This is a genomic window from Kitasatospora sp. NPDC092039 (genome assembly GCF_044756065.1).
GTDB lineage: Bacteria > Actinomycetota > Actinomycetes > Streptomycetales > Streptomycetaceae > Kitasatospora.
This window is the reverse complement of sequence record NZ_JBIVSD010000007.1, coordinates 346,982-371,317: the sequence shown is the minus strand read 5'-3', so window position 1 is coordinate 371,317 and position 24,336 is coordinate 346,982. Positions and strand designations below refer to the sequence as shown.

General features: G+C 74.0%; 10 protein-coding genes (1 of these 10 running past the window's edge). 2 read left to right on the top strand and 8 right to left on the bottom strand.

The features are described from left to right. Positions 1-41 precede the first annotated feature (41 nt). Positions 42-1,121, top strand: coding sequence for an alpha/beta fold hydrolase (locus tag ACIQI7_RS17265; RefSeq protein WP_401110411.1), 1,080 nt, complete (start codon positions 42-44; stop codon positions 1,119-1,121). A gap of 99 nt (positions 1,122-1,220) precedes the next feature. Here the strand turns inward: ACIQI7_RS17265 and ACIQI7_RS17260 are convergent, their stop codons facing one another. The 8 genes from ACIQI7_RS17260 to ACIQI7_RS17225 form a co-directional block, all read right to left on the bottom strand. Next, entirely contained in the window at positions 1,221-3,944 is a 2,724-nt protein-coding gene (locus ACIQI7_RS17260) for a BTAD domain-containing putative transcriptional regulator (protein ID WP_401110408.1), read from the bottom strand. 26 nt (positions 3,945-3,970) lie between these two features. Then, positions 3,971-4,990 (bottom strand): AfsA-related hotdog domain-containing protein, encoded by a 1,020-nt coding sequence (locus ACIQI7_RS17255; protein ID WP_401110405.1) that lies wholly within the window; start codon positions 4,988-4,990, stop codon positions 3,971-3,973. A 56-nt stretch (positions 4,991-5,046) separates the two neighbouring features. Next, complete coding sequence (locus ACIQI7_RS17250; RefSeq protein WP_401110402.1) at positions 5,047-6,228, bottom strand: alpha-hydroxy acid oxidase; 1,182 nt, start codon at positions 6,226-6,228, stop codon at positions 5,047-5,049. Next, the gene (gene hppD, locus ACIQI7_RS17245) at positions 6,225-7,322 is read right to left on the bottom strand and encodes a 4-hydroxyphenylpyruvate dioxygenase (RefSeq protein WP_401110399.1); all 1,098 of its coding nucleotides are present in this window, start codon (positions 7,320-7,322) and stop codon (positions 6,225-6,227) included. The genes ACIQI7_RS17250 and hppD overlap by 4 nt, the downstream gene beginning before the upstream one ends. Positions 7,323-7,456: 134 nt before the next feature. Then, positions 7,457-7,669 carry an MbtH family protein gene (locus tag ACIQI7_RS17240; RefSeq protein ID WP_401110396.1) on the bottom strand — a complete coding sequence of 71 codons (213 nt, stop codon included), beginning with the start codon at positions 7,667-7,669 and terminating at the stop codon, positions 7,457-7,459. A 79-nt stretch (positions 7,670-7,748) separates the two neighbouring features. Then, complete coding sequence (locus ACIQI7_RS17235; RefSeq protein WP_401110395.1) at positions 7,749-8,510, bottom strand: thioesterase II family protein; 762 nt, start codon at positions 8,508-8,510, stop codon at positions 7,749-7,751. Between the two features lie 50 nt (positions 8,511-8,560). Further along, entirely contained in the window at positions 8,561-9,802 is a 1,242-nt protein-coding gene (locus ACIQI7_RS17230) for a PLP-dependent aminotransferase family protein (protein ID WP_401110507.1), read from the bottom strand. 155 nt (positions 9,803-9,957) lie between these two features. Further along, positions 9,958-11,253, bottom strand: coding sequence for a cysteate synthase (locus ACIQI7_RS17225; RefSeq protein ID WP_401110392.1), 1,296 nt, complete (start codon positions 11,251-11,253; stop codon positions 9,958-9,960). Positions 11,254-12,365: 1,112 nt separating this feature from the next. On the opposite strand from ACIQI7_RS17225, the gene ACIQI7_RS17220 reads away from it, so the two are divergent. Then, on the top strand, positions 12,366-24,336 hold the 5' portion of the coding sequence (locus ACIQI7_RS17220; protein WP_401110390.1) for an amino acid adenylation domain-containing protein. 998 nt of this gene lie beyond the right edge of the window; only the first 11,971 of its 12,969 coding nucleotides appear in the window; its start codon is at positions 12,366-12,368; its stop codon lies beyond the right edge, outside the window.

Genomic DNA, 24,336 nt, shown 5'->3' with positions numbered 1-24,336 from the left:
GGACCACCCCCGCCAACCGCCCACCCGAGGACGGACGCACCATGGACCATCTGGCAGAGCTCAAGGAGTTCGCCCTGCTGCACGGACGCGGCCAGGGCCTGACGGAGCAGTACGTCCGCTCCGTACTGTCCCGGATCACCGGGGACGAGCCCGGCGACCCCGGCTCCTGGGCGCGGGTGTGGACCGCCGAGGGCGACCGGCTGCGGGCCGGCCGTCCGCTGGACGCCTGCCGGCGCTACGCGCTCGCCCGCTTCCCCTACCACGGCGACGAGGACCGGCTGGAGGCCCAGCGCCGCTGCGTCGACTCCTTCGACGCCTGGCGGCGCAACGGCCGCAACGGCATCGAGCGGCTGGAGTTCGACCACCCGGACGGCACCGTGGCGGCCTGGGCGGCCGGGCTGTCGGCCGACCGGCCGCGGCCGCTGCTGCTGATCACGGGCGGCATCGTCAGCGTCAAGGAGCAGTGGGCGCCGACGCTCCCGCTGTTCGCCCGGCTCGGCTTCGCCGCCGTCGCCACCGAGCTGCCCGGGGTCGGCGAGAACACGCTCCGGTACGGGGCCGACTCCTGGCGCCTGCTGCCCTACCTGATGGACCGGCTGGCCGACCGCGCCCGGGTCACCGAGACCTCGGCGCTCGCCCTCAGCTTCAGCGGGCACCTGGCGCTGCGCGCCGCCGCCGAGGACCCGCGCATCCGCAGCGTCCACACCGTCGGGGCGCCGGTCGCCGGGTTCTTCACCGACTCCGACTGGTGGCCGCGGGTCCCCGGCATCACCGTGGAGACCCTGCGCCGGCTCACCGGCACCGGTGACCGGGACGAACTCCGGGAGGTGCTGGCCGGGTTCCCGCTCACCCCGGCCCAGCTGGGCTCGGTGGACATCCCGGTCGACTACGTGGCCAGTTCGCGCGACGAGATCATCCCGGCCAGCGAGCACCGGCTGCTCGCGCTGCTGGCGCCGCGGGCCCGCTTCAAGGTCTTCGACGACGTCCACGGCTCCCCGGGACACGTCGGGGCGATGCGCCGCTGGCTGATCCTCTCCCTGCTGCGCGCCCGCCTGGGCGAGCGGCGGCGCCGGCCGGCGGCCGTCGCCGCCGCCCCGGAGGCGACGGCCGGGTCCCGCTGACGGCCGAAAGCCGTCGGCGGGACGGCCCGGTCCCGCCGGGGCCGGCCGCCCGGCCGGCCCCGACGGGACCACGTGGGACCAGCTGGGATCCGACGGCGCTCAGAGCCGCTGAGGGAGCTGCCGGGCGAGCACGTCGCCGCCCTGCCCGTCGCAGGCCCGCCCGGCACCGGCCGGGGCGAACGACGGCCGCCCCGGGTCGAGCAGCCACATGCCCGGCCGGACCTCCACCGCGGCCGCCCGCCCGTTCGGATCGCTGATCCGCTCCGCGGTACGCCGGGCGTAGGTGGCCCAGCGGCGGTCGCCGAGCCGCTCGGCGGCCCGCCCGCACTCCGCGAGCAGCCGCAGCGCCCCGAGCGGGAGCCCCTGGTGCAGGTTCACCATCGCCAGACCGCCCAGTGCGGCCACGACCCCCCGCAGGTCGTGGCCGGCCGAGCAGAGGGCCAGCGCCCGGCCGTACCGCCGGGCGGCGGTCGTCAGCCGGCCCTGACCGAGCAGCACGTCGGCCTCGCCGATCCGGCAGCGCGCGGCCCCGAGCCGGTCGCCGGCCAGGCCGAACAGCCGACGCGCCTCGGCGTACCGGCCGAGTGCCCGCTCCGCCTCGCGCCGCTGCCAGGCGAGGTCGCCCAGCGAGTGGAGCACCGCGGCCTCGGCCGCCGGGGAACCCGCCCGGCGGGCGGCGTCGAGTGCGAGCTGGTGGGTCGTCCCCCACTGGTCCCACACCGCGCAGGTCTGGAAGTACCCGGCGGCGCTGCCCGCCAGCTCCCACACCAGGGACCACAGCCCGGTCGCGTGCGCCAGCCGCGCCGCCTCCACCAGCCCGGCGGCCTCCTGCCGGAACCAGGCCAGCGGCGGCAGCCGCAGCGGAACCGTGACCCCCGCGGCGGACGGCGGCACCGGCGCCCGCTCCTCGGGGCGCGGGTCGCGGCCGGGCGCGAGCAGCGCGTCGGCGCGGCGGGCGAGGGACAGGTAGGTGGCGCACAGCCGCTCCGTCGCCGTGCGCAGCGAGTCCGTGCGCTCCTGCTGGCGCAGTTCCACCGAGAGCACCCGCAGCAGCTCGTGGAAGCCGTAGCGGACCCGGCCGTCCGGCTGCGGCCTGGTCTCCAGCAGCTGCGCCCGGACCAGGCCCTCCACCAGCTCCTCGGCGGCGTGCTGCTCGACGTCGAGCAGCGCCGCCACCGTCCACAGCGCGAAGTCGGGTCCGGGGGCCAGCCCCAGCAGCCGGAACGCCCGCTGCTGTTCGGGCTTCGCCTCCTGGTACGCCGTCATCAGGCAGGACCGCAGGTCGAGGTCGCCCTCGCGCAGCCGCTCCAGCCGGGTCCGCTCGTCGCGCAGCCGGGCCGCCAGGCCCTCGGCGGTGGTGTGCGGACGGGCGACCATCGACGCCGCCGCGACCCGCAGGGCGAGCGGCAGGTGGCCGCAGAGCCCGGCGATCTCCGCCACCGACAGCGGGTCGGCCGCCATCATGTCCCCGCCGGCCGTGTGGAGCATCTCCATCGCCTCGTCCGGGCGCAGCGGCTGGAGGACGAGGTGCCGGGCGCCGTCGAGGGCGGAGAGCATCCGCCGGCCGGTGACGATCACCGAGCAGTCGCCGAGCGCCGACAGCAGGGGGCGGATCTGCTCCTCCGAGCCGGCGTCGTCGAGCACCAGCAGCGGACGCCGTCCGCGTAAGGCCCGCTGAAGGGCGGCGGTGAGCCGACCGCGGTCCGCCGGAGCCGGCTCCGCCGTGCCGTGGTCGCCCCCGCCGAGCTGGCGCAGCAGGGCGGCGGCCGCCTCGTCGGCGGTCAGCGGCCGACCGAGGGCGCCGCGCAGCCGCAGCAGCACCTGGCCGTCCGGGAACGCGTCCGCGACCTGCCGGGCCAGCTGCACCGCGAACGCCGTCTTGCCCACGCCGGCCCGTCCGGCCACGGCCACCAGCCGCACCGGCGGCCGACCGGCCTCGCCGCGCAGCATCCGCTCGGCCGAGGCGGTCTCCTCGTGGCGGCCGATGAACCCCGGCGTCCCGCCGGGCAGCCCCCGCAGCGGCCCGGCGGACGGCGGGGCGGACGGGCCGGCCGGCTCCGGCGGCCGCCAGTCGAGGGACGGGTCCGAGTGCAGGATCCGCTCCTGGAGCCGCTTGAGCGGGCGCCCGGGCTCCACGCCGAGCTCCTCGACCAGCGAACGCCGGAGCCTGGCGTAGATCCGCAGCGCGTCCGACTGGCGGCCGGTGCGGTACAGCACCACCATCAGATGGCCGTGCAGCGCCTCCCGCAGCGGGTGCTCGGTGGCCAGCGCCATCAACTCCCCGGCGAGCTCCCGGTGGTGGCCGAGCCGCAGGTCCGCCCGGATCCGCTGCTCCAGCGACTCCATCCGCAGTTCGTCCAGCCGGATGGCGGTGCTCTCCAGGCGCACGCCGTGCGGCACGCCGGACAGCGCCGGGCCGGTCCACACCGCCAGCGCGTCGTGCAGCTGCCGGGAGGCGGTGGCGAAGTCGCCCTGCTCGAAGGCGGTGCGGCCGGCCACCCGCAGCGTCTCGAACCGGGCCAGGTCGAAGTCCTCCTCGGGCACCCGCAGCAGGTACCCCGGGGAGCGGGTGAGCAGCAGTTCCTCGGTCTCCTGTCCGGGGCCTCTGCCCTCGGCCAGCAGCTTGCGCAGCTGGGAGATGTAGACCTGGAGGGTGGTGGTCGCGGTGCGGGGCGGCTCGGTCCCCCAGAGCTCGTCGATCAGGCTGTCCGAGGAGATGACCTCCCCGGCGCGCACCAGCAGGGTCGCGAGCAGCGCGCGCGGTTTGGCGGCGGACGGCGTACGGGGGGACAGCGAGACCGGCCCCAGGATCCGGAAGCGCATCACATGGTCCTTTCGATTGGCCGGGCTCAGCAGTCCTGCAGGAGGGAGGCGGAGGCGCTGGCGACGACCCGGCTGCCCTGGCTGAAGACGACCCGCATCCGGGCGACCGGCCGGCCGGCCGAGTCCCGGGTGGGACGGCGGGAGGAGACCGTGCAGGTGAGCGGCAGGTCGGTGTCCCCGAGGCCGCGGTAGGAGGTCCGCCAGTGCGTCAGGACGGCGTGGCCCGGTTCGAAGCCGTGCAGCTCCGCGGCCACCAGCAGGGACGCCTGTCGGGAGGCCTCCAGGAACAGCGATCCGGGGATCGGGCCGTCGGCCGCCGCGCGGAACACCTCGTGCTCCGGGGCCGGGTCGACCGGCAGCAGGAACTCCCCGTCGAGGACCCTGAGCGGCGGTCCGACCAGCACGTTGCGCGGGTCGGACCGGCCGACCCGGGCCGGGCGCAGCGCCCCGTCCGCGCCGGGCCGGGGCACCGGGCAGGTGTCGTTCAGGCTCTCGCGCCTGCCCCGGGCGCGGTGGCTGCGGTGCACCCCGGGCATGACGAACACCAGCCTGGTCCGGTTGAGCCCGCAGTTGACCCCGTCGATGGCCACCCGGGCCACGCACTCCAGGCCGCGCGGGATGCCGTTGACCACGTCGCCCGGGGTCAGGGTGAGCTCCATGGCGAGGTGGGCGGCCCGCCCGGTGCGGCGCCACGGCGTGAGGTCCAGGACGTCGACGCTGCTGGAGGCGAAGGCCTCGGGCCGGTCGACCGGGACCCGGAAGTACTGCTGGGCGATGAAGTGCGCCGCCTGGTGCATCGTCTCCGCCGGGAACAGCACGTCGTGGAAGGCGCCCGGGCCGTCGGTGAACAGCTCGTGGTCGTACGGGAGTTCGGCGGACAGGACGAAGTGCTGCTCCTCCGGCGCGGTGGTGTCCAGGGCGAAGCCCTCGGCGGTGGCCGGCCGGCGCAGCAGGTGCAGCGGCGCGGGCGCGGCCCGCCGGCCGCCGGTGGGAACGGGGTCGTTCGGGTGGGCGGGTAGGGAGGGGAACGGGAGCGCAATATCCATGGGAGTGGTCCTCAGGTCGGCGGCGCCCGGAGCGTCGGGTGGGGTGGGAGCTGCTGCTACTCCCGGGGTTGCCCGTGGGGAGCGGACACCGTCCGCCACGGCGCGGAGGTGACCACGCGCAGCGCCCGGGCGGCCTCGACCGAGTCGCAGCCGGCCAGTCCGAGCGCGTCCCGCAGCTCCTCGGTCAGCATGCGCAGGACGCCGCCGACCCCGGCCTGGCCGCCGGTGGCGAGCCCCCAGAACACCGGGCGGCCGACGAGGACGCCGCCGGCGCCGAGCGCCAGGGCCTTCACGATGTCGCTGCCGGTGCGCACCCCGCCGTCGACCAGGACCTCGCAGCGGCCGTCGACGGCGTCCCGGATCTCCGGGAGCACCGCCATCGGCGGTACCGCGCCGTCGAGTTGGCGCCCGCCGTGGTTGGAGACGACGATCGCGTCGACGCCCTGCTCCGCCGCCTGCCGGGCGTCGCGCGGATCGAGGACGCCCTTGAGGACCAGACGGAGTCCGGTGCGCTCGCGGAGCCGTTCGATGTGCCGCCAGGAGAGCGAGGCGGTCATGAACGCCCTGGTGTGCTCCGCCACCGCGGACGTCCGGGCCCCGTGGGCGTGGGCCCGGGAGGCCGAGCCGTCACCGAGGTGGGCGGCCTGGACGTCCAGCGGGAGGGTGAACTGGTTGCGCACGTCGCGCAGCCGGCGCCCCATCCAGGGCAGGTCCACGGTCAGCATCAGGGCCTCGCAGCCGGCCGCCTCGGCCCGGTCGACGAGGTCGAACAGCCTGGCCTCGTCGTTGAGCCAGTACAGCTGGAGCCACAGCCGGCCGCCCTGGGCGGCGATCTCCTCCAGCGGGTAGCTGCTCAGGGTGCCGGTGACGAACGGGACGCCGGCGTCCCGGGCCGCGCGGGCCACGGCCAGTTCGCCGTCCGGGTGCACCAGCCGGTGGTAGGCCATCGGGGCGACGGCGACCGGGGCCGCGGCCTCCCGGCCCAGCAGGGGGGAGGCGGTGGCGCAGTCGGCGACGTCCCGCAGGACCCGTGGCACCAGGTGGAGCTGTTCGAAGGACGCGAGGTTGGCGCGCACCGAGGACTCGGTGCCGCTGCCGCCGGTGACGAAGTCCCAGATGTCCGGCGGGAGGACCGCGGCGGCGGCCCGCTCCAGGTCCTGGAGGCAGGCCGGCTCTCGCTGCCACCGGGCGGCGGGCTCGTCGCGGACCGGCGGGACGGGCGGGGTGGTCGTGGTCACCGCGCGGCACCGCCCTGCTTGGCCCGGTCCAGCTCGACGGCCTCGTACAGCGCCTTGATGTTGGAGCTGCCGAAGGTCTCCGCGCCCAGGCGCTCGATGACCTCGAAGAAGAGGGTGCGGCGGGGGTGCGCGGAGCGGGTGAAGATCTGGAACAGCTGGCCGGCGTGGTCCTCGTCCACCAGGAGGTTCCACCGGCGCAGGTCCTCCAGCGGGTGGTTCTTCGGGGTGAGGCGCCCGCCGAGGAGGTCGTAGTAGGAGCCGGGTGCGGTCAGGAACCGCACCCCGCGCTCGGACAGGGCGGCGACGGAGCGCACGGCGTCCTCCACCGAGAACGCGATGTGCTGCACGCCCGCCCCGCCGTGCCGGGTGAGGAAGTCGTCGATCTGCCCGGGGTCGGCGGTGGTGTCGGGCTCGATGACGGTGAAGGTCACCGTGCCCGAGGCGCTCTGGACGACCTTGGAGTCCATCGCCTGGGTGCCGGTGACGATGCGCTCCTCGAAGACGGTGTCGAAGCCCAGCACGTCGCAGTAGTGGTCGACGGTCGACTGGAGTTCGCCGGCGTTCACCAGTACGGCGAAGTGGTCGATCCGCTGGAGGCCGACGGGCGGCGCGACCGTGCGCGCGGCGGCCAGCGCGGCCGGGTCGACGACCAGCCCGTGGGGCAGCACGGGCGGCGCGGTGCCGTCGTCGGGGACGAAGGTGTGCGCGACGTCGCCGAAGCCGCCGACGGTCGCGGTGGTCCCGCCCGCCGGGTGCGGTGCCGGGGCGGCCACCGGCCGCGCACCGCGCCGGGTGGCCTCGGCGAAGGCCGCGGTCACGTCGGGGACGCGCAGGGCGATGTCGGCCACGCCGTCGCCGTGCCGGGCGCGGTACGCGCCGAGGGGGTGGTCCGCGTCCCGGCTCTCGGTGAGGACGAGGGTGATGTCCCCCTGGGCCAGGGCGGTGCTTCTGAGGCCCGCCCCGGTCGCCACCAGCGGGGCGACCACCTGGAACGCGTACTGCCCGACCCAGGCGGCCGTGCCGGCCTCGATGTCGTCCACACACAGCTCGACGTACTCGATGCCGAGGTTGCCGTAGACCGCGGACCCACTCACGTGATTCTCTCCTTGGAAATGTCGCAGGGCTCCGCCGGCGCGGGGCGGGTGCGCCGGTCGCGGAGGCTCGGGTGTCGAACCGTTCACCGCCCGGGGCCGCCGGCTCCGGGCGGTGAACGGGGGCACGCCGTCGGTCAGTTGGCGGCCATGGCCTCGACCAGGCTCTTCGGGCGCATGTCCGTCCAGTTGCCCTCGACGTAGTCCAGGCACTCCTGGCGGCCGGCCTCGCCGAACACGGTGTCCCAGCCGGCCGGCACCTCGACGGAGGCGGGCCACAGCGAGTGCTGGCCCTCCGCGTTGCGCAGCACCAGGTACGGGGCGTTGTTGTTCTCGAACGGGTTCGTCACTGTCGTTTCCTTAGCGGTGGTGGTGATTCTGCGGTGGTGGTCGTGGGCCGCGGGTCCGAGGCCGGCCGGTCCGGCCGGTTCAGCCGGCGGCCGGGACGCCGAGCCGGGACAGCAGGTCCCGGAGCAGGGCGTCCTGGTGGTCGGCGAGGTAGAAGTGGCCGCCCGCGAAGGCGCGCGCGGTGAAGGAGGCCCGGGTCACCGGCGCCCACGCGGCCGCCGATCCGGCGTCGACGTCCTCGTCGGCGTCCCCGTAGTAGGCGACGACGGGGACGTCCAGCACGGTGCCGGCGGGGTCGGCCCGGTACTCCTCCACGATGCGGTAGTCCGCCCGGATGGCCGGGAGCACCAGCTCCAGCAGGTCCGGGTGGTCCAGCGCGGCCGTCTCGCTGCCGCCCAACTCCTTGAGGTGGCGCACCAGTTCGTGGTCGGGCGCGGTCGCGTACGACTGCTCCGGGACGCTCTCCCGGCCGGGGCCGGAGCGCCCGGAGACGAACAGGGCGGCGATCCGGGCGCCGTGCGCCTCCTGGAGCCGGCGGGCGACCTCGAAGGCGACCGACGCGCCCATGCTGTGCCCGAACAGCGCCAGCGGACGGTCCAGCAGCGGGAGGCACTCGGCGACCGCCGGCGCCACCAGCTCCTCCATGGTCCGCGCGAGCGGGTCCAGCAGCCGGTCCTCCCGCCCGGGGTAGCGCACCGCGCGCAGCTCCACGCCGTCGGGGACGAACGGCCCCCACGTCTGGTAGAAGCTCGCCGCGCCGCCCGCGTGCGGGAAGCAGACGATCCTGGCGCGGGGGTCCGCCGACGGTTTCACTACTCGCAGCCACTGCTGTGGTGGGCGCACGTCTTTCCTCTCAGCCTCGGTCTCGATGGCACCCGGGGTGCCGGCGGCGCCTACCGTGCGGCGGCCGCGGCCTGCTCCCGGACGAAGCCGGCCAGCCGGTCCAGCCCCTCGTCGATCTCCGCGGGGAGCAGGTGGCTGAAGGACAGCCGCATCACCCGGCGCGGCTCGGAGTCCGCGTAGAAGTGGTGCAGCGGCGTCCACAGCACCCGGTGCTGCCCGGCGCTGGACTCCAGCAGTTCGTCGCTCGCCGCGAAGGGCACGGTGAGCAGCAGGAAGAACCCGCCGCTCGGGGTGTTCCAGGAGACGCCCGGCACCTGCCCGTCGCCGAACCGGGCGGCCAGGCCGTCCAGCATCAGCCGCAGGTTGGTGCGGTAGGTCTCCCGCTCGCGCGCGTTGGCCGCCCGCAGGCTGTGACCGTTCTCCAGCAGCTTCCCGGCGATGACGGCCTGGGCGATCGGCGAGGTGTTCACCGTCGTCATGCTCTTGATCTTCGCCAGCTCGTCGGCCAGCAGGCCGGTCCGGCCCTGCGGGCCGGTGACCGGCTGGTCCGCGACGACGTAGCCGACCCGGGCGCCGGGGAGCCCGCTCTTGGCGAACGAGCCTAGGTAGACGACCCGTCCGTCGGTGTCGAGTGCCTTCATGGTGGGCGGCCCGTCGGGGTCGCCGAGCAGGCCGTACGGGTTGTCCTCCAGCACCAGGAGGTCGAGCTCCGCGGCGGCCCGCAGCGTCCGCAGCCGGTCCTCCCGGCTCATCCGCACCCCGCCGGGGTTGGCGAAGTCCGGTACGAGGTAGAGCGCCCGCGGCCGCCGGCCGGCCGCCCTGGCCTCCCGCACCACGGCGGTGAGGTGGTCCAGGTCGACGCCGGTCGCGGACTCCCGGACCGGGAGCAGCGGCATGTCGACGAGCTGGGCGGCGCCGTGCACCCCGACGTAGCTCGGGGTCACCGCCAGCAGTACGTCCTCGGGGGTGGCGCGCAGGGCCCGCAGCGTCAGGTAGAGCGCCTCCTGGCAGCCCACGGTGACCACCACGGACTCCGGGTCCGCCTCGATGCCCTCGTCGACGGCGAGGTGGGCGGCGACCAGTTCGTGGATCACGCCCTTGGTGCGGCCGTACTGGAGCACGGTGCGCCGGACCTTCGCCTCGTCGCCGTCGAACCGCTCGGAGAGGTACCGGCGGTAGACCTCAAGGTGGCGGTGGACGTCGTCGAGGTCGAAGTAGCCCTCGAACGGCCGGCCCGCGGCGAAGGACACCGCGTCCGGGTAGTCCTGGGCCACCTCGTTGAGAAAGTTCATCGACGCGCTCACCGGGGAGCCCAGCGATTCGTGCAGGTCCCGGACGTCGAGCGGCAGGGTCGACCCTGCCTCGGCGCGGTTGCCCAACGGTCCCACTTCCCTTCTGACGGTTCGTCTTTGCGCCGGGATGCGTCCTGGCGCGTCGGCGGTGCGGCTCAGCGCACGGCGGCCACGGTCCGCGGCCGGCGGCCGGTCGCGAAGGCGTCCAGCACCCTCGCCGCGACCTCGTCGGGGGAGTCGCCCCGTGAGACCAGCCAGCCGCGCGGCTCGGCGGCCGGGGCGTCGGCGTTCAGCCTCCGGCGTCCGCCGCCCGTCACGTTGAGCAGGCAGGTCGCGTCGGGCGCGATCCGCCCGTCCCGGACGGCGTCGCACAGCGCCGCCACGGCGACCGCGGCCGCCGGCTCGATGTCGATCCCCTCCAGCTCCTCGAACATCGCCCGGGCGGCCTGCGCCTGCGCGCGGCCGGCGACCAGCATGTCGCCGGAGGTGGAGCGCAGGACGTCCCGCACCCCGCCCTCGACGAGGTAGGGGGGCGTCGCGTTGGCCAGCTCCGGGGCGTAGAGGTCGAGCGGTGCCCCGGTCCCTGACGGGTCGTCGGGCTGCTCCCGCCACGCCCGGCTGAGCGGGGCGAAGTCCGCGTTCTGGCACAGGAGCATCCGTGGCAGCGACTGTCCGTCGGCCGAGCCGGACGCGAGGATGCGCTCGGAGGCCTCGTGGACGGCGATCGCTCCGGCGCCGCTGCCCACCGCCTGGACGTAGACGTCGGGAAGCACCCCCATCTCCTCGAAGGCGGCCAGGGCGACCACGCCCAGGCCGTCACGGCGCCCGACGTTGCGGACCCCGCCCTCGGCGAAGAAGCCGGCGCCGCAGGCGATCAGCTTCCGGCTCAAGTCGATCGCGTCGTTGTAGGTGGCGTCCTCGAGCGCGACCACCTGGACGTCGGCCGACCCGCCGTCGGCCGCCGCGATCGCCGGGAGCGCCCGGCTCGGGACCACCAGCAGCCGGGGGACGCCCTCGCCCCCGGCTGCGGCGAAGGCCGCGGCGGTGTTGCCGGCCGAGGCGATGACCATCACACCGGCCTGCTCGGGGGTGCGCCCCAGCACCGTGAAGGCCTCGAGCTCCTTGAAGGAGCCGGAGGTCATGCGGCAGCCCCGTTCGGGCCAGTAGCCGCTGAAGGAGATCCACAGGTCGGTCAGGCCGAGCGCCCTGCCGAGCCCCTCGCTCCGGTAGACCGCCGGCCGGTGGGAGCCCTCGACCTCGCGACGGACCGGCAGCCAGTCGTAGCGGAAGACGCCGGACCGCTCCGGCGTGACGGTGAACCGCTGTGCCGCGTACTCGGTGCGCAGCAGGGTGTCGTCCCCGCATCGCGGGCAGCTCAGGCAGAGCCCGTCGTCGGAACTCCGCCAGTCACAGCCGGCGCACACGAGCAGGTAGGTACAAGCAGGATCCACGAGGGTGCGTTCCTTTCGTGATGAACGGCGTCCCCGCCGTGGGCGCACCCGTCCGCGGACGTCGCGGACCGGCCCCTGCCACACGGTCGGGGGCATGCGTGTTCAACCCTTTGCCGGCGTGCGCCGGGACGTGCCGGGCACGCCGAAGTGCGACGCGCGACAACCGCGGCGTCGATATTCGGGAAAAGGGAAAAAGACTGCCTGAAAACGCCTCGGCGGCCTTCGGAGCGAAGGGGACCGAGTCGTTATGACATGTTCAGGACAGATTTCAGAGGGGTGCGACCCCGAGAAGAAGAACTGCTGCGGACCCTGCTGGAATGGGCCGGAAATTAATCATCATACCCCGTTGTCCCCCGACTGTGCGACAAGCGTGTTCTGCGTGCTTGCGAGTGACCAGCATAGACGGCGCAATCGCAGTTTTCCTGTGACCGGGATCACATTGCAGGGCCCCCTCTTGATCGACTTTACTGTTCTGACGCCTGCTCAGAAGCCCTTCGGACGTCGGTTGGTTCCGTCGTCCGGACGCGGGAGCGGTGATCGCCGCGCATGGTTCATCATGTGTGCTTCGCGTGGCGAAGTGACAGCAATACGGGGGAAAGTCATGTGTGAGTGTTTTGGCGGGAAGATTTCCGCCGGATGCGGTGAAGAGCGCCCTGCGATTCGCGGTAGGGGCCGCCGGCCCGTTCCGCCCAGGGAGGGTTCTGCGTCAATGGCCGCCATTTCCTCCACACTTTTTTCGCCGGTGCTTCACTGACGCGTCGGCCGGTCCGCGCCAGGCTTGATCCGGCAGCGGACGGACCATGACCGGCCGCTCGGGATTCCCGCGTTTCCGGAGTCCCGAGGGGCGGATCGGGCTGCCCGGCGTCAGCGCCGTCGTCGCCGCCCGGCCCGGCCGCGCCCCGCCCCGCCGACCGTCCGCACGGTTCCGCCGCCCCGGGCACGCCTCCTCCACCGGCCCGGCCGGGGCCTCCGCCTGCCCCCGGACGGTCCCCGGCGGCGGCGCCTGCTGGGAGGCGCCTGCCGGGGGAGGCGCCCGCTCCGACGGCGAACGATCCCCAGCCCTGCTCGCACGCACACGTGGAAACACGCTCTCAACGGGACGATGGAGTGGTATGAGCACGTCAGAAGTCGGCGTCGCGTACAAGGAACTCTCTGCCGCGCAGCGAGGCATCTGGAACGCTCAGCAACTCGACCCGGACAACCCGATCTACAGCGTGGCCCAGTGCCTGGAGATCGAAGGGGACCTGGACCCGCGGCTGTTCGAGCAGGCCGTGCGGGAGATCACCGGCCGGGTCGAACCCCTCCACGTGCGCTTCACCGGCTCGGGCAGCTCGCTGCGCCAGTACGTGGCCGTCACGGACGACTGGCCGCTGCACACCTTCGACGTCAGCGCCGAGAGCGACCCGGTCGCCGCCGCCGAGGCCTGGATGCACGCCGACATGGCCCGGCCGATCCGGCTGGACGGCGACCGCCTCTTCACCTACGCCCTGTTCCGCGTCGCCGCCGACCGCCACCTCTGGTACCAGCGCGGCCACCACATCGCCGCCGACGGCTTCAGCGGGGCCATCGTCGCCTCGCGGGTGGCCGCGCACTACACCGCCCTCGCGGCCGGCGGCCCGGTGCCCGAGCCGGAGACGGTGCCGCTGGACACCCTCCTGGACAAGGACACCGAGTACCGCGCCTCGGAGAGCTTCGCCGAGGACCGCGCCTACTGGGCCGAAACCCTGGCCGACCGCCCGGACGTGCCCAGCCTCAGCGGCGGACGCCCGCCCGTCGGCACCCCGCACAGCCTCGCCCGGCACGCCGAGACCGTCGACGCCGAGACCTCCGCGAACCTCCGCACGGCCGCACGCGGCCTGCGGACCACCGTCTCCGGCCTCGCCATCGCCGCCTCCGTGCTCTACTTCCACCGCCTGACCGGCGTCGAGGACGTCGTCATCGGCGTCCCCGTCCTCGGCCGGAGCCGCAAGGAACTCGACGTCCCGGGCATGGCCGCGAACATGCTGCCGATCCGGGTGGCCGTGTCGGACGACCTCACCCTCCAGCAGCTCGTCCGCCGGGTCGGCACCGCGATCCGCACCGCGCTGCGCCACCAGCGGTACCGCTACGAGGACATCCTCCGGGACCTCGGGCTCGTCGGCCGCGGCACCCTGTTCAGCCTGGTCATGAGCGCCATGCCGTTCGACTACGACCTCGCCTTCGGCACCTGCGCGGTCCGGCTGAAGCCGCTGGGCGGCGGCCACTTCAACGACTTCTCGCTGTCGCTCTACGACAACTCCTCCGACGGCCTCATCGGCATCGCCTCGGACGTCAACCCCGAGCTCTACAGCGACGACGCCAACCGCTCCAAGGTGGCGCTTTTCCGCACCACCCTGCTGGCGATGGCCGCCGCCGACGCCGACACCCCGATCCGTCGGATCGAGGTGTTGGGCGAGGCGGAGCGGGAGTCGGTGCTGCGCGGGTGGAACGACACGGCGCGTGAGGTGCCGGCGGTGACGCTGCCGGAGCTGTTCGAGGCGCAGGCGGTTCGGACGCCGGGTGCGGTGGCGGTGTCGGACGCGTCGGGGAGTCTGACGTACGGGGAGTTGAACGAGCGGGCGAACCGGCTGGCGCACCTGCTGGTCGAGGGTGGCGTCGGGCCGGAGGACCTGGTCGCGGTCTGCCTGCCGCGCTCGACCGAGCTGGTGGTGTCGTTGCTGGCGATCGGCAAGGCGGGCGCGGCGTACCTGCCGCTGGACCCGGAGTACCCGGTCGAGCGGCTGACGGCGACCGTGGCGGACGCCCGGCCGTCGGTGCTGGTCGCCTCCGGTGCGACGGCGGGCCTGGCCCTGGGCGTCGACGCCGGCATGCGGCGGATCGAGCTGGACGGCGCCGAGACCGCCGAGGCGCTGGCCGCGCTGCCGGGTTCGGACCCGGAGCGGGTCGGCCACCGTGCCGAGAGTCCGGCGTACGTGATCTACACCTCGGGGTCGACGGGTCGGCCGAAGGGTGTGGTGGTGACCCAGGCGGGCCTGGTGAACTACGTGGTCCGGTGCGTGGAGGAGTACCCGGAGGTCGCGGGGCTGACGGTGCTGCACGCGTCGGTGTCCTTCGACGCCGGTGTGACCGGTCTGTACGGAGCGCTGGTGTGCGGTGGCGAGGTCGTCGTGGCCGCGCTGAACGACGCGCTGCCGGGGGTGCTGGGTGGTCGTCGTCCGTCGTTCATGAAGGTGACGCCGAGTGCTCTGGCGGTGCTGGACTCGCTGGGGGGTGCGGCGAATCCGACGGGCCGGCTGATGGTGGGCGGTGAGGCCGTCCAGGCGGCGGCGGTGGCGCAGTGGCGCGAGCGCAACCCCGGTGTCGCGGTGGTGGACCACTACGGCCCGACGGAGGCGACGGTCGGCTGCACGGACTTCGTGCTGCCGGAGGAGCTGGGCGGGTCGGAGATCGTCCCGATCGGCCGGCCGATGTGGAACACCCGGGCGTACGTCCTGGATGCCGGGCTGCGGCCGGTCCCGGTGGGTGCGGCCGGTGAGCTGTACATCGCCGGCGTGCAGCTGGCGCGCGGCTACCTGGGACGCCCGGACCTGACGGCCGAGCGGTTCGTGGCCTGCCCGTTCGGGGAGGCCGGCGAGCGGATGTACCGCACCGGCGACCTGGCGCGCTGGCGCGAGGACGGGGCGCTGGAGTACCTGGGCCGTACGGACGACCAGGTGAAGGTGCGTGGTTACCGGATCGAGTTGGGGGAGATCGAGGCGGCCCTGCTCGCCCGCCCGGGCGTGGCCCAGGGCGTGGTGATCGTCCGTGAGGACGTGCCCGGCGACAAGCGGCTGACCGCCTACGCCGTCCCGGCCGCCGGCGCCGGGCTGGACCCGGCCGGGGTCAAGGCCGCCCTGGCCACCGTGCTGCCCGACTACATGGTCCCGTCGGCGGTCGTGCTGCTGGACGCGCTGCCGCTGACGGTCAACGGCAAGCTCGACCGCCGGGCGCTGCCGGCCCCGGACCGCACCGCCGAACTCGAGGCCTCCTACCGCGCCCCCAGGACGCCCGAGGAGACCCTCCTGTGCGAGGCCTTCGCCGAAGTGCTCGGGCTGGAGCGGGTCGGCATCGACGACAACTTCTTCGAGCTGGGCGGCCACTCGCTGCTGGCGGTGACGCTGGTCGAGCAGCTGCGCGCCCGTGGAGTCTCGGTGTCGGTGCGGGCGCTGTTCCAGGCCCCGACGGTGGCCGGGCTGGCGGCCGTTGACGCGGGTCAGGCGTTCGTGGTGCCGGAGAACCGGATCCCGAAGGACGCCACCGTTCTGACGCCGGACATGGTCACGCTGGCCGAGGTCTCCGAGGGCGATCTGGCGCGGATCGTGGAGCAGGTGCCGGGTGGTGCGGCGAACGTCGCGGACGTCTACCCGCTGGCGCCGCTGCAGGAGGGGATCTTCTTCCACTACCTGCTGGACGCCGACCAGGGGCGCGACGTCTACACGCTGCCGACGGTGCTGGGCTTCGACTCCCGTGAGCGGGTCGACGGTTTCGTGTCCGCGCTGCAGTCGGTGGTGGACCGGCACGACATCCTGCGGACGGCCGTTCTGTGGGAGGGGCTCTCGCAGCCGCTGCAGGTCGTGCTGCGGCAGGCTCCGCTGGCGGTCTCCGAGATCTCCCTCACGGCCGGTGGCGACGCCGTCGCCCTGCTGCTGGCGGCGTGCCCGCCGTCGATGGACATCCGTCGGGCGCCGATGCTCGACCTGACGATCACCCAGGATCGTGATGCCGAGCGTTGGTTGGTGGCGCTCCGCAGTCACCACCTGATCCGTGACCACCAGGCGCTGGAGGTGCTGCTGGACGAGGTGCGGGCGCACCTGGAGGAGGACGTCGAGCGGCTGCCGGAGCCGGCGCCGTACCGCGACTTCGTCGCCCACGCGCGCCTGGCGGTCGCGGCCGACCAGCACCGTGCGTTCTTCGAGCGGGTCCTGGGCGAGGTGGAGGAGCCGACCGCGCCGTACGGGGTGCTGGACATCCACGGCGACGGCAGCGAGGCCGCCGAGACGGTCGTGGAGCTGTCGGACGAGCTGGCGGAGCGCGTCCGCGAGCAGGCGCGCCGCCACGGCGTGAGCGCGGCGGCGTTCTTCCACCTGGCGTGGGCGCGGGTGGCCGCGGCGACGACGGGGCAGGCGCATCCGGTGTTCGGCACCGTGCTGCTGGGGCGCATGGACGCGGGCGGTGCGGCGAGCCGTACCCCGGGCCTGTACATCAACACCCTGCCGATCCGCATCGACGCGACCCAGCGGCTGGGCGCCGGACTGCGGTCGGCGCAGGCGCAGTTGGGCGAGCTGCTGACCCACGAGCACGCCCCGCTGGCCCTCGCCCAGCAGGCGACCGGCGTTCCGGCGCAGAGCCCGCTGTTCACCTCGCTCCTCAACTACCGTCACAGCAAGTCGGGTTCTGGCAGTGGGCGGGGGCATCTCCCGGAGACCGGGATCTCGGGTATCGACATCCTGTACGCCCACGAGGGCAACAACTACCCGTTGACGGTGTCGGTGGACGACACCGGTGTCGGGTTCCGGTTCACCGTGCAGGCGTGCGCTCCGATGGATTCGGACGTGGTGTGCGGTCTGCTGTGCACGGCGGTGGAGAACCTGGTCGGCGGGCTGGAGCAGGATTCCGCCACCACGCTCGACCGGATCGCCGTTCTCGACGGCGCGCAGCGGGAGTTGGTGCTGCGCGGGTGGAACGACACCGCCCGTGAGGTGCCGGCCGCCACGCTGCCGGGGCTGTTCGAGGCGCAGGCCGCGCGGACGCCGGACGCCACGGCCGTGGTGTTCGGCAGCGGTGCGGCGCGCGAGGTCGTCTCGTACGCCGAGTTGAACGAGCGGGCGAACCGCCTGGCGCACCTGCTGGTGGCCGAGGGCGTCGGCCCGGAGCATCTGGTGGCGGTCTGTTTGCCGCGCTCGACCGAGCTGGTGGTGTCGCTGCTGGCGATCGGCAAGGCCGGTGCGGCGTACCTGCCGCTGGACCCGGACTACCCGGCCGACCGGCTCGCCTCCACCCTGGCGGACGGCCGTCCGACCGCCCTGGTCACCGACAGCGTGACGATGGACGAGGCGCTGTCGGCAGGTGTCCGTCGGATCGACCTGGACGCGGCCGAAACGGTCAACGCGCTTGATGCTCAGCAGGTTTCGAACCCGGTGCGTGCGGGTCACGGGCCGCAGAGCCCGGCGTATGTCATCTACACCTCGGGGTCGACGGGCCGCCCGAAGGGTGTGGTGGTCGCGCACGACGGTGTGGTGAACCGTCTGGCGTGGATGCAGGAGGACTACCAGCTGACGCCGTCGGACCGGGTGCTGCAGAAGACCCCGGTCGGGTTCGACGTCTCCGTCTGGGAGTTCTTCTGGCCCCTGACCACCGGTGCGACTCTCGTCGTCGCCCGCCCCGACGGGCACCGCGACCCCGCGTACCTTGCGGAGGTGATCCGTGGCGAGGGTGTGACGGTCACGCACTTCATCCCGTCGATGATGCAGGTCTTCCTGCTGGAGCCGGCCGCCCGCACCTGCACGACGCTGCGCGCGGTGTTCGCCAGTGGTGAGGCGCTGTCGCCGGAGCTGCGGGACGCGTTCCTGCGGGATCTCGGTGTTCCGCTGCACAACCTGTACGGCCCCACCGAGGCGTCCATTGACGTCACCGCCTGGGAGTGCGTGCCGGGTACGGCGACCGTCCCGATCGGCGGCCCGGTCGGCAACACCCAGGTGTACGTGCTGGACGCGACACTGCAGCCCGTTCCGGTCGGTGTGGCAGGTGAGCTCTACCTCGCCGGTGTCCAGTTGGCGCGCGGCTATCTCAACCGTCCGGGCCTGTCGGCGGAGCGCTTTGTGGCGTGCCCGTTCGGCGCGCCCGGCGAGCGGATGTACCGCACCGGTGACCTCGCCCGCTGGCGCGAGGACGGCACCCTCGACTACCTCGGGCGCACCGACGACCAGGTGAAGGTGCGCGGTTACCGCATCGAGCTGGGCGAGATCGAGGCGGCCGTCCTCGGCCGGCCCGGCGTTGCCCAGGCCGCCGTGATCGTCCGCGAGGACGTCCCCGGCGACAAGCGCATCGCCGCCTACGTCGTCCCGGCCGTGGACGCGGAGGTGGATGTTGTCGCGCTGCGGGATGCGCTCGCGACTACGCTTCCCGACTACATGGTCCCGTCCGCGATCATGACGCTGGACGAACTCCCGCTGACCGTCAACGGCAAGCTGGACCGCCGCGCCCTGCCGGCCCCCGAGGTCACCGTGATCCAGGAGGCCTACCGGGCGCCGCGCACCGCCGACGAGGAACTGCTCTGCGAGGTGTTCGCCGACGTTCTCGGTCTGCCCCGGGTCGGTATCGACGACAACTTCTTCGAGCTGGGCGGCCACTCGCTGCTGGCGGTCACCCTGGTCGAGCGACTGCGCTCGCGGGGCCTGCAGGTGTCGGTGCGGGCGCTGTTCCAGGCCCCGACGGCGGCCGGACTCGCGGCCGTCGACGCGGGCCAGGCGTTCGTGGTCCCGGAGAACCGGATCCCGAAGGACGCCACCGTTCTGACGCCGGACATGGTCACCCTCGCCGAGCTGAGCCCCACGGACCTCGACCGTCTCGTGGAGCAGGTCCCCGGCGGTGCGGCGAACATCGCCGACGTCTACCCGCTCGCCCCGCTGCAGGAAGGCATCTTCTTCCACCACCTGCTGGACGCCGACCAGGGCCGCGACGTCTACATCGTCCCGGTGGTCCTGGGCTTCGACTCCCGTGAGCGGGTCGACGCGTTCGTGACCGCACTCCAGGCGGTCGTGAACCGGCACGACATCCTGCGGACGGCCGTGCTGTGGGAAAACCTGCCCCAGCCGCTCCAGATCGTCCTGCGACAAGCGCCGCTGCTGGTCGAGGAGGTCGTCCTCGCGGGGAACCCGGGGGACTCCGCCGGTGACCCGATGGTCCGACTGCTGGCGGCCTGCCCGCCGTCGATGGACATCCGCCAGGCGCCGATGCTCGATCTGACGATCACGCATGACGGCTCGGGCGACCGCTGGTTGATCGCTCTGCGCAGCCACCACCTGATCCGCGACCACCAGGCCCTGGAGATCCTGCTGGACGAGGTGCGCGCACACCTGGAGCACGAGGAGGACCGCCTGCCCGAGCCGGCGCCGTACCGCGACTTCGTCGCCCACGCCCGCCTGGCCGTCACCCCGGAGCAGCACCGCGCCTACTTCGAGCGCGCCCTGGGCGACGTCGAGGAGCCCACCGCGCCCTACGGCGTGTTGAGTACCCGTGTCGACGGCGGTGACACCGGCGAGGCCGTCGTCGAGTTGTCGGCCGACCTGGCCGACCGGGTCCGCGAGCAGGCTCGCCGCCACGGCGCCAGTGCCGCCGCGCTGTTCCACCTCGCCTGGGCGCGCGTCGCCGCCGCCACCACCGGCCAGACCCACCCCGTCTTCGGCACCGTGCTGCTCGGCCGGATGGACGCCGGGGACACGGCGAGCCGTACCCCGGGTCTGTACATCAACACCCTGCCGATCCGGATCGACGCCACCCGTCCGCTGGACGCCGGACTGCGCGCGGTCCAGGTGCAGTTGGGCGAGCTGCTGCGGCACGAGCACGCCCCGCTGGCTCTCGCCCAGCAGGTGGCCGGCCTGCCGGCGCAGACCCCGCTGTTCACCTCGCTCCTCAACTACCGTCACAGCAAGCCGCGTTCCGAGTCCGCGCAGCGGAACCTGCTGGAGACCGGGATCGCGGGCGTCGACATCCTGTACGCCCACGAGCGGAACAACTACCCGCTCACCGCCTCGGTGGACGACACCGGTGCCGGCTTCCGGCTCACGGTGCACGCGGCCGAGCCGATCGACTCCGCCACCGTCTGCGGTCTGCTGCACACCGCCGTCGAGAACCTGGTCGGCGCCCTGGAGACGCACCCCGCCACCACGCTGGACACGGTCGCCGTCCTGGACGACGGCCGGCAGGAGCAGCTGCTGCGCGGCTGGAACGACACCGCCGTCGGGCTGCCGGCGGCCACGCTGCCGGAGCTGTTCGAGGCGCAGGTCGCGCGGACGCCGGACGCGGTCGCACTGGTGCGCACGCGCGGCATGGACCCGGACGCCGCGGACCGCGCGGCCGCGGGCGGCGGTACGGACCACGAGACGCTGACCTACGCCGAACTCGACGCGCGCGCCGACCGGTTGGCCCGCGTCCTGGCCGGACACGGGGTCGGGCCGGAGACGCTGGTCGCCGTCGGCATGCACCGCTCCACGGAGCTGGTGACCACCTTCCTGGCGATCGCCAAGGCGGGCGGCGTGTTCGTCCCGCTGGACCTGCGTTCGCCGCGGGCGCGGATGGCGGCCGTCCTGGCGGACGCCCGGCCGCACCTGCTGGTGGCCGACTCCGCCCTGCGGGAGCACGAGGTCGTGCACGCGGCCGGGGAGCAGGGGACCCCGGTCCTCCTCGTCGGCGCCGACGGGGCGTCCGAGCCCGGAGCGAACGGCCCGGTCACGCCGGAGGAAGCCGTCCGCCCCGCGCGGGTGCTGCCGGACCAGGCGGCGTACATCATGTACACCTCCGGCTCCACCGGCACCCCCAAGGGCATCGTCACCACCCACGCCGACCTCGCCGCCCTGGTCCGGGATTCGCGCTGGAACGTCGGCCCGGCCGACCGCGTGCTGTTCCACGCCCCGCACGCCTTCGACGCGTCCACCTACGAGCTGTGGGTCCCGCTCGTCCACGGCGGCAGCGTCTCCATCGCCCCCGAGGTCAAGCTCGACAGCGCCACCCTGCACCGGCTGATCACCGACACCCGGGCGACCCACGTCCACGTCACCGCAGGGCTCTTCCGCGTCATCGGTGAGGAGAACCCCGAGATCTTCGCCGAGGTGACGGAGGTCCTCACGGGCGGCGACGTCGTGCCGCCCACGGCGGTCGCGCGGCTGCTCGACGCCCTGCCGCACTTGACGGTCCGTCACCTGTACGGTCCGACCGAGACCACGCTGTGCGCCACCCAGCACCCGATGGCCGCCGGGGCCGAGCTCGGCCACACGCTGCCCATCGGAAGCCCGATGGACGACACCCGGGTGTACGTGCTGGACGCCGCGCTGCGGCCGGTGCCGGTGGGGGTGCCCGGCGAGCTGTACATCGCCGGCACCGGGCTGGCCCGGGGCTACCTGAACCGCCCGGGCCTGACCGCGGAGCGCTTCGTGGCCTGCCCGTTCGGCGGGACCGGGCATGGGCCCCTCCTGTCCGATGGCGGGCAAGGAGGGAGGATGTACCGCACCGGCGACCTCGCCCGCTGGCGCGAGGACGGCACGCTCGACTACCTGGGCCGCACCGACGACCAGGTGAAGATCCGCGGCTTCCGCATCGAGCTGGCGGAGATCGAGGCCGCGCTGCTCGCCCGCCCGGGCGTCGCCCAGGGCGTGGTGATCGTCCGCGAGGACGTGCCCGGCGACAAGCGACTGACCGCCTACGTGGTGCCCGAGACGGGCGTGGCGGTGGACACCTCCGCCCTGCGCGCGGAGCTGGCGGCGGTGCTGCCGGACTACATGGTCCCGTCCGCGGTGCTGGTGCTGGAGGCGCTGCCGCTGACGGCCAACAGCAAGCTGGACCGGCGCGCCCTCCCGGCTCCGGACCACGCCGCGGCGCTGGAGGCGTCCTACCGGGCGCCGCGGACACCGGAGGAGCAGCTGCTCGCCGAGGCGTTCGCCGACGTCCTGGGCCTGCCGCAGGTCGGCGTCGACGACGACTTCTTCGAGCTCGGCGGGCACTCGCTGCTGGCCACCCGGCTGGTCGGCCGGGTCCGCTCGGCCCTGCGGGTGGAACTGCCGCTGCGGGTGGTCTTCGAGAGCCCGACCGTGGCCGCGCTGGCGCCCCGGTTGTCCAAGGCGGAGCAGGCCGCGCCCGCGCTGGTCGCCACCGCCCGTCCGGACGTGCTGCCGCTCTCCCTGGAGCAGCGGCGGATGTGGTTCCTCAACGAGCTGGACGGCGCGAACGCGGCCTACAACATCCCGCTGGCGCTGCGGCTCGGGGGCGCCCTGGACCGCTCGGCGCTGGCGGACGCCCTGCGGGACGTGGTGGCGCGGCACGAGGTGCTGCGGACGGTCTTCCCGGCCCCGGCCGGGGAGCCGCGGCAGCGGGTCCTCGGCGCGGACGAGTACCGCTGCGAGCTCGCGGTCGTCCCGGCGGCCGCGGCGGACCTCGACGGGCTGCTGGCCCGGGAGGCCGCCCGCCCCTTCGACCTGGCCACCGGGATCCCGATCCGGGCCACCCTGTTCGAGGTCGGTCCCGAGGAGCACGTCCTGCTGGTGGTGATCCACCACATCGCCGGGGACGGCTGGTCGATGCGGCCGCTGGCCCAGGACCTCTCGGCGGCCTACACGGCGCGCAGCACCGGCGGCGCGCCCGACTGGGCCCCGCTCCCGGTGCAGTACGCCGACTACACGGTGTGGCAGCGCGACCTGCTCGGCGCGGACGACGACCCGGGCAGCGTGCTGAACCGTCAGCTCGCCTACTGGGAGAAGACGCTCGACGGCGCCCGGCAGCAGCTGGAGCTCCCGGCGGACCACCCGCGCCCGGCGGCGCTGACCCACCGCGGTGGGGTCGTCGAACTGACCGTCCCGGCCGGGCTGCACGAGGAGCTGACCCGACTGGCCCGGGCCGAGGGGGTGACCATGTTCATGGTGCTCCAGGCCGCCCTGGCCACGATGCTGTCCCGCCTCGGCGCGGGGGAGGACATCCCGATCGGCACCGCGGTCGCCGGGCGTACCGACGCCGCCATGGACGACCTGGTCGGGTTCTTCGTCAACACCCTGGTCCTGCGGACGGACCTCTCGGGTTCGCCGACGTTCTCCGGACTGCTGCACCGGGTCCGCGAGGCGGGACTGGAGGCGTTCGCGCACCAGGACGTCCCGTTCGAGCGCCTGGTGGAGAGCCTGTCCCCGGCCCGCTCGCTGACCCACCACCCGCTGTTCCAGGTCATGCTGGTCCTGCAGAACAACGAGGGCGCCACCCTCGAACTGCCCGGGCTGGACGTCAGCGGCCTGCCGAGCGGCAGCTGGCCGGCCAAGTACGACCTCGACTTCACCTTCGAGGAGTGCTTCACCGCCGACCGGCGCCCGGCAGGCCTGCGGGGCCGCATCGTCTACGCCAGGGACCTCTTCGAGCACGGCACGGCCGAGCAGTTCGGTGCCAGGCTGCACCGGGTGCTCGCGGCGATGGCCGCCGATCCGCGCCAGCCGGCCCTCCGCGTCGAGGTGTTGGGCGAGGCGGAGCGGGAGTCGGTGCTGCGCGGGTGGAACGACACGGCGCGTGAGGTGCCGGCGGTGACGCTGCCGGAGCTGTTCGAGGCGCAGGCGGTCCGGACGCCGGGTGCGGTGGCGGTGTCGGACGCGTCGGGGAGCCTGACGTACGGGGAGTTGAACGAGCGGGCGAACCGGCTGGCGCACCTGCTGGTCGAGGGCGGGGTCGGGCCGGAGGACCTGGTCGCGGTCTGCCTGCCGCGCTCGACCGAGCTGGTGGTGTCGTTGCTGGCGATCGGCAAGGCCGGGGCGGCGTACCTGCCGCTGGACCCGGAGTACCCCGTCGAGCGGCTCGCCGCGACGGTGGCCGACAGCGGCCCCGTGGCGCTGCTGACCGCCGCCGCCGTCGGTGTGGCCGGGGACGTGGCCGCCGGTGTCCGGCGGATCGACCTGGACGCCACCGGAACGGTCAACGCACTCGCCGGACAGCCGGGTTCGGACCCGGAGCGGGTCGGCCACCGTGCCGAGAGTCCGGCGTACGTGATCTACACCTCGGGGTCGACGGGTCGGCCGAAGGGTGTGGTGGTGACCCAGGCGGGCCTGGTGAACTACGTGGTCCGGTGCGTGGAGGAGTACCCGGAGGTCGCGGGGCTGACGGTGCTGCACGCGTCGGTGTCCTTCGACGCCGGTGTGACCGGTCTGTACGGAGCGCTGGTGTGCGGTGGCGAGGTCGTCGTGGCCGCGCTGAACGACGCGCTGCCGGGGGTGCTGGGTGGTCGTCGTCCGTCGTTCATGAAGGTGACGCCGAGTGCTCTGGCGGTGCTGGACTCGCTGGGCGGCGCCGTGAGCCCGACGGGCCGGCTGATGGTGGGCGGCGAGG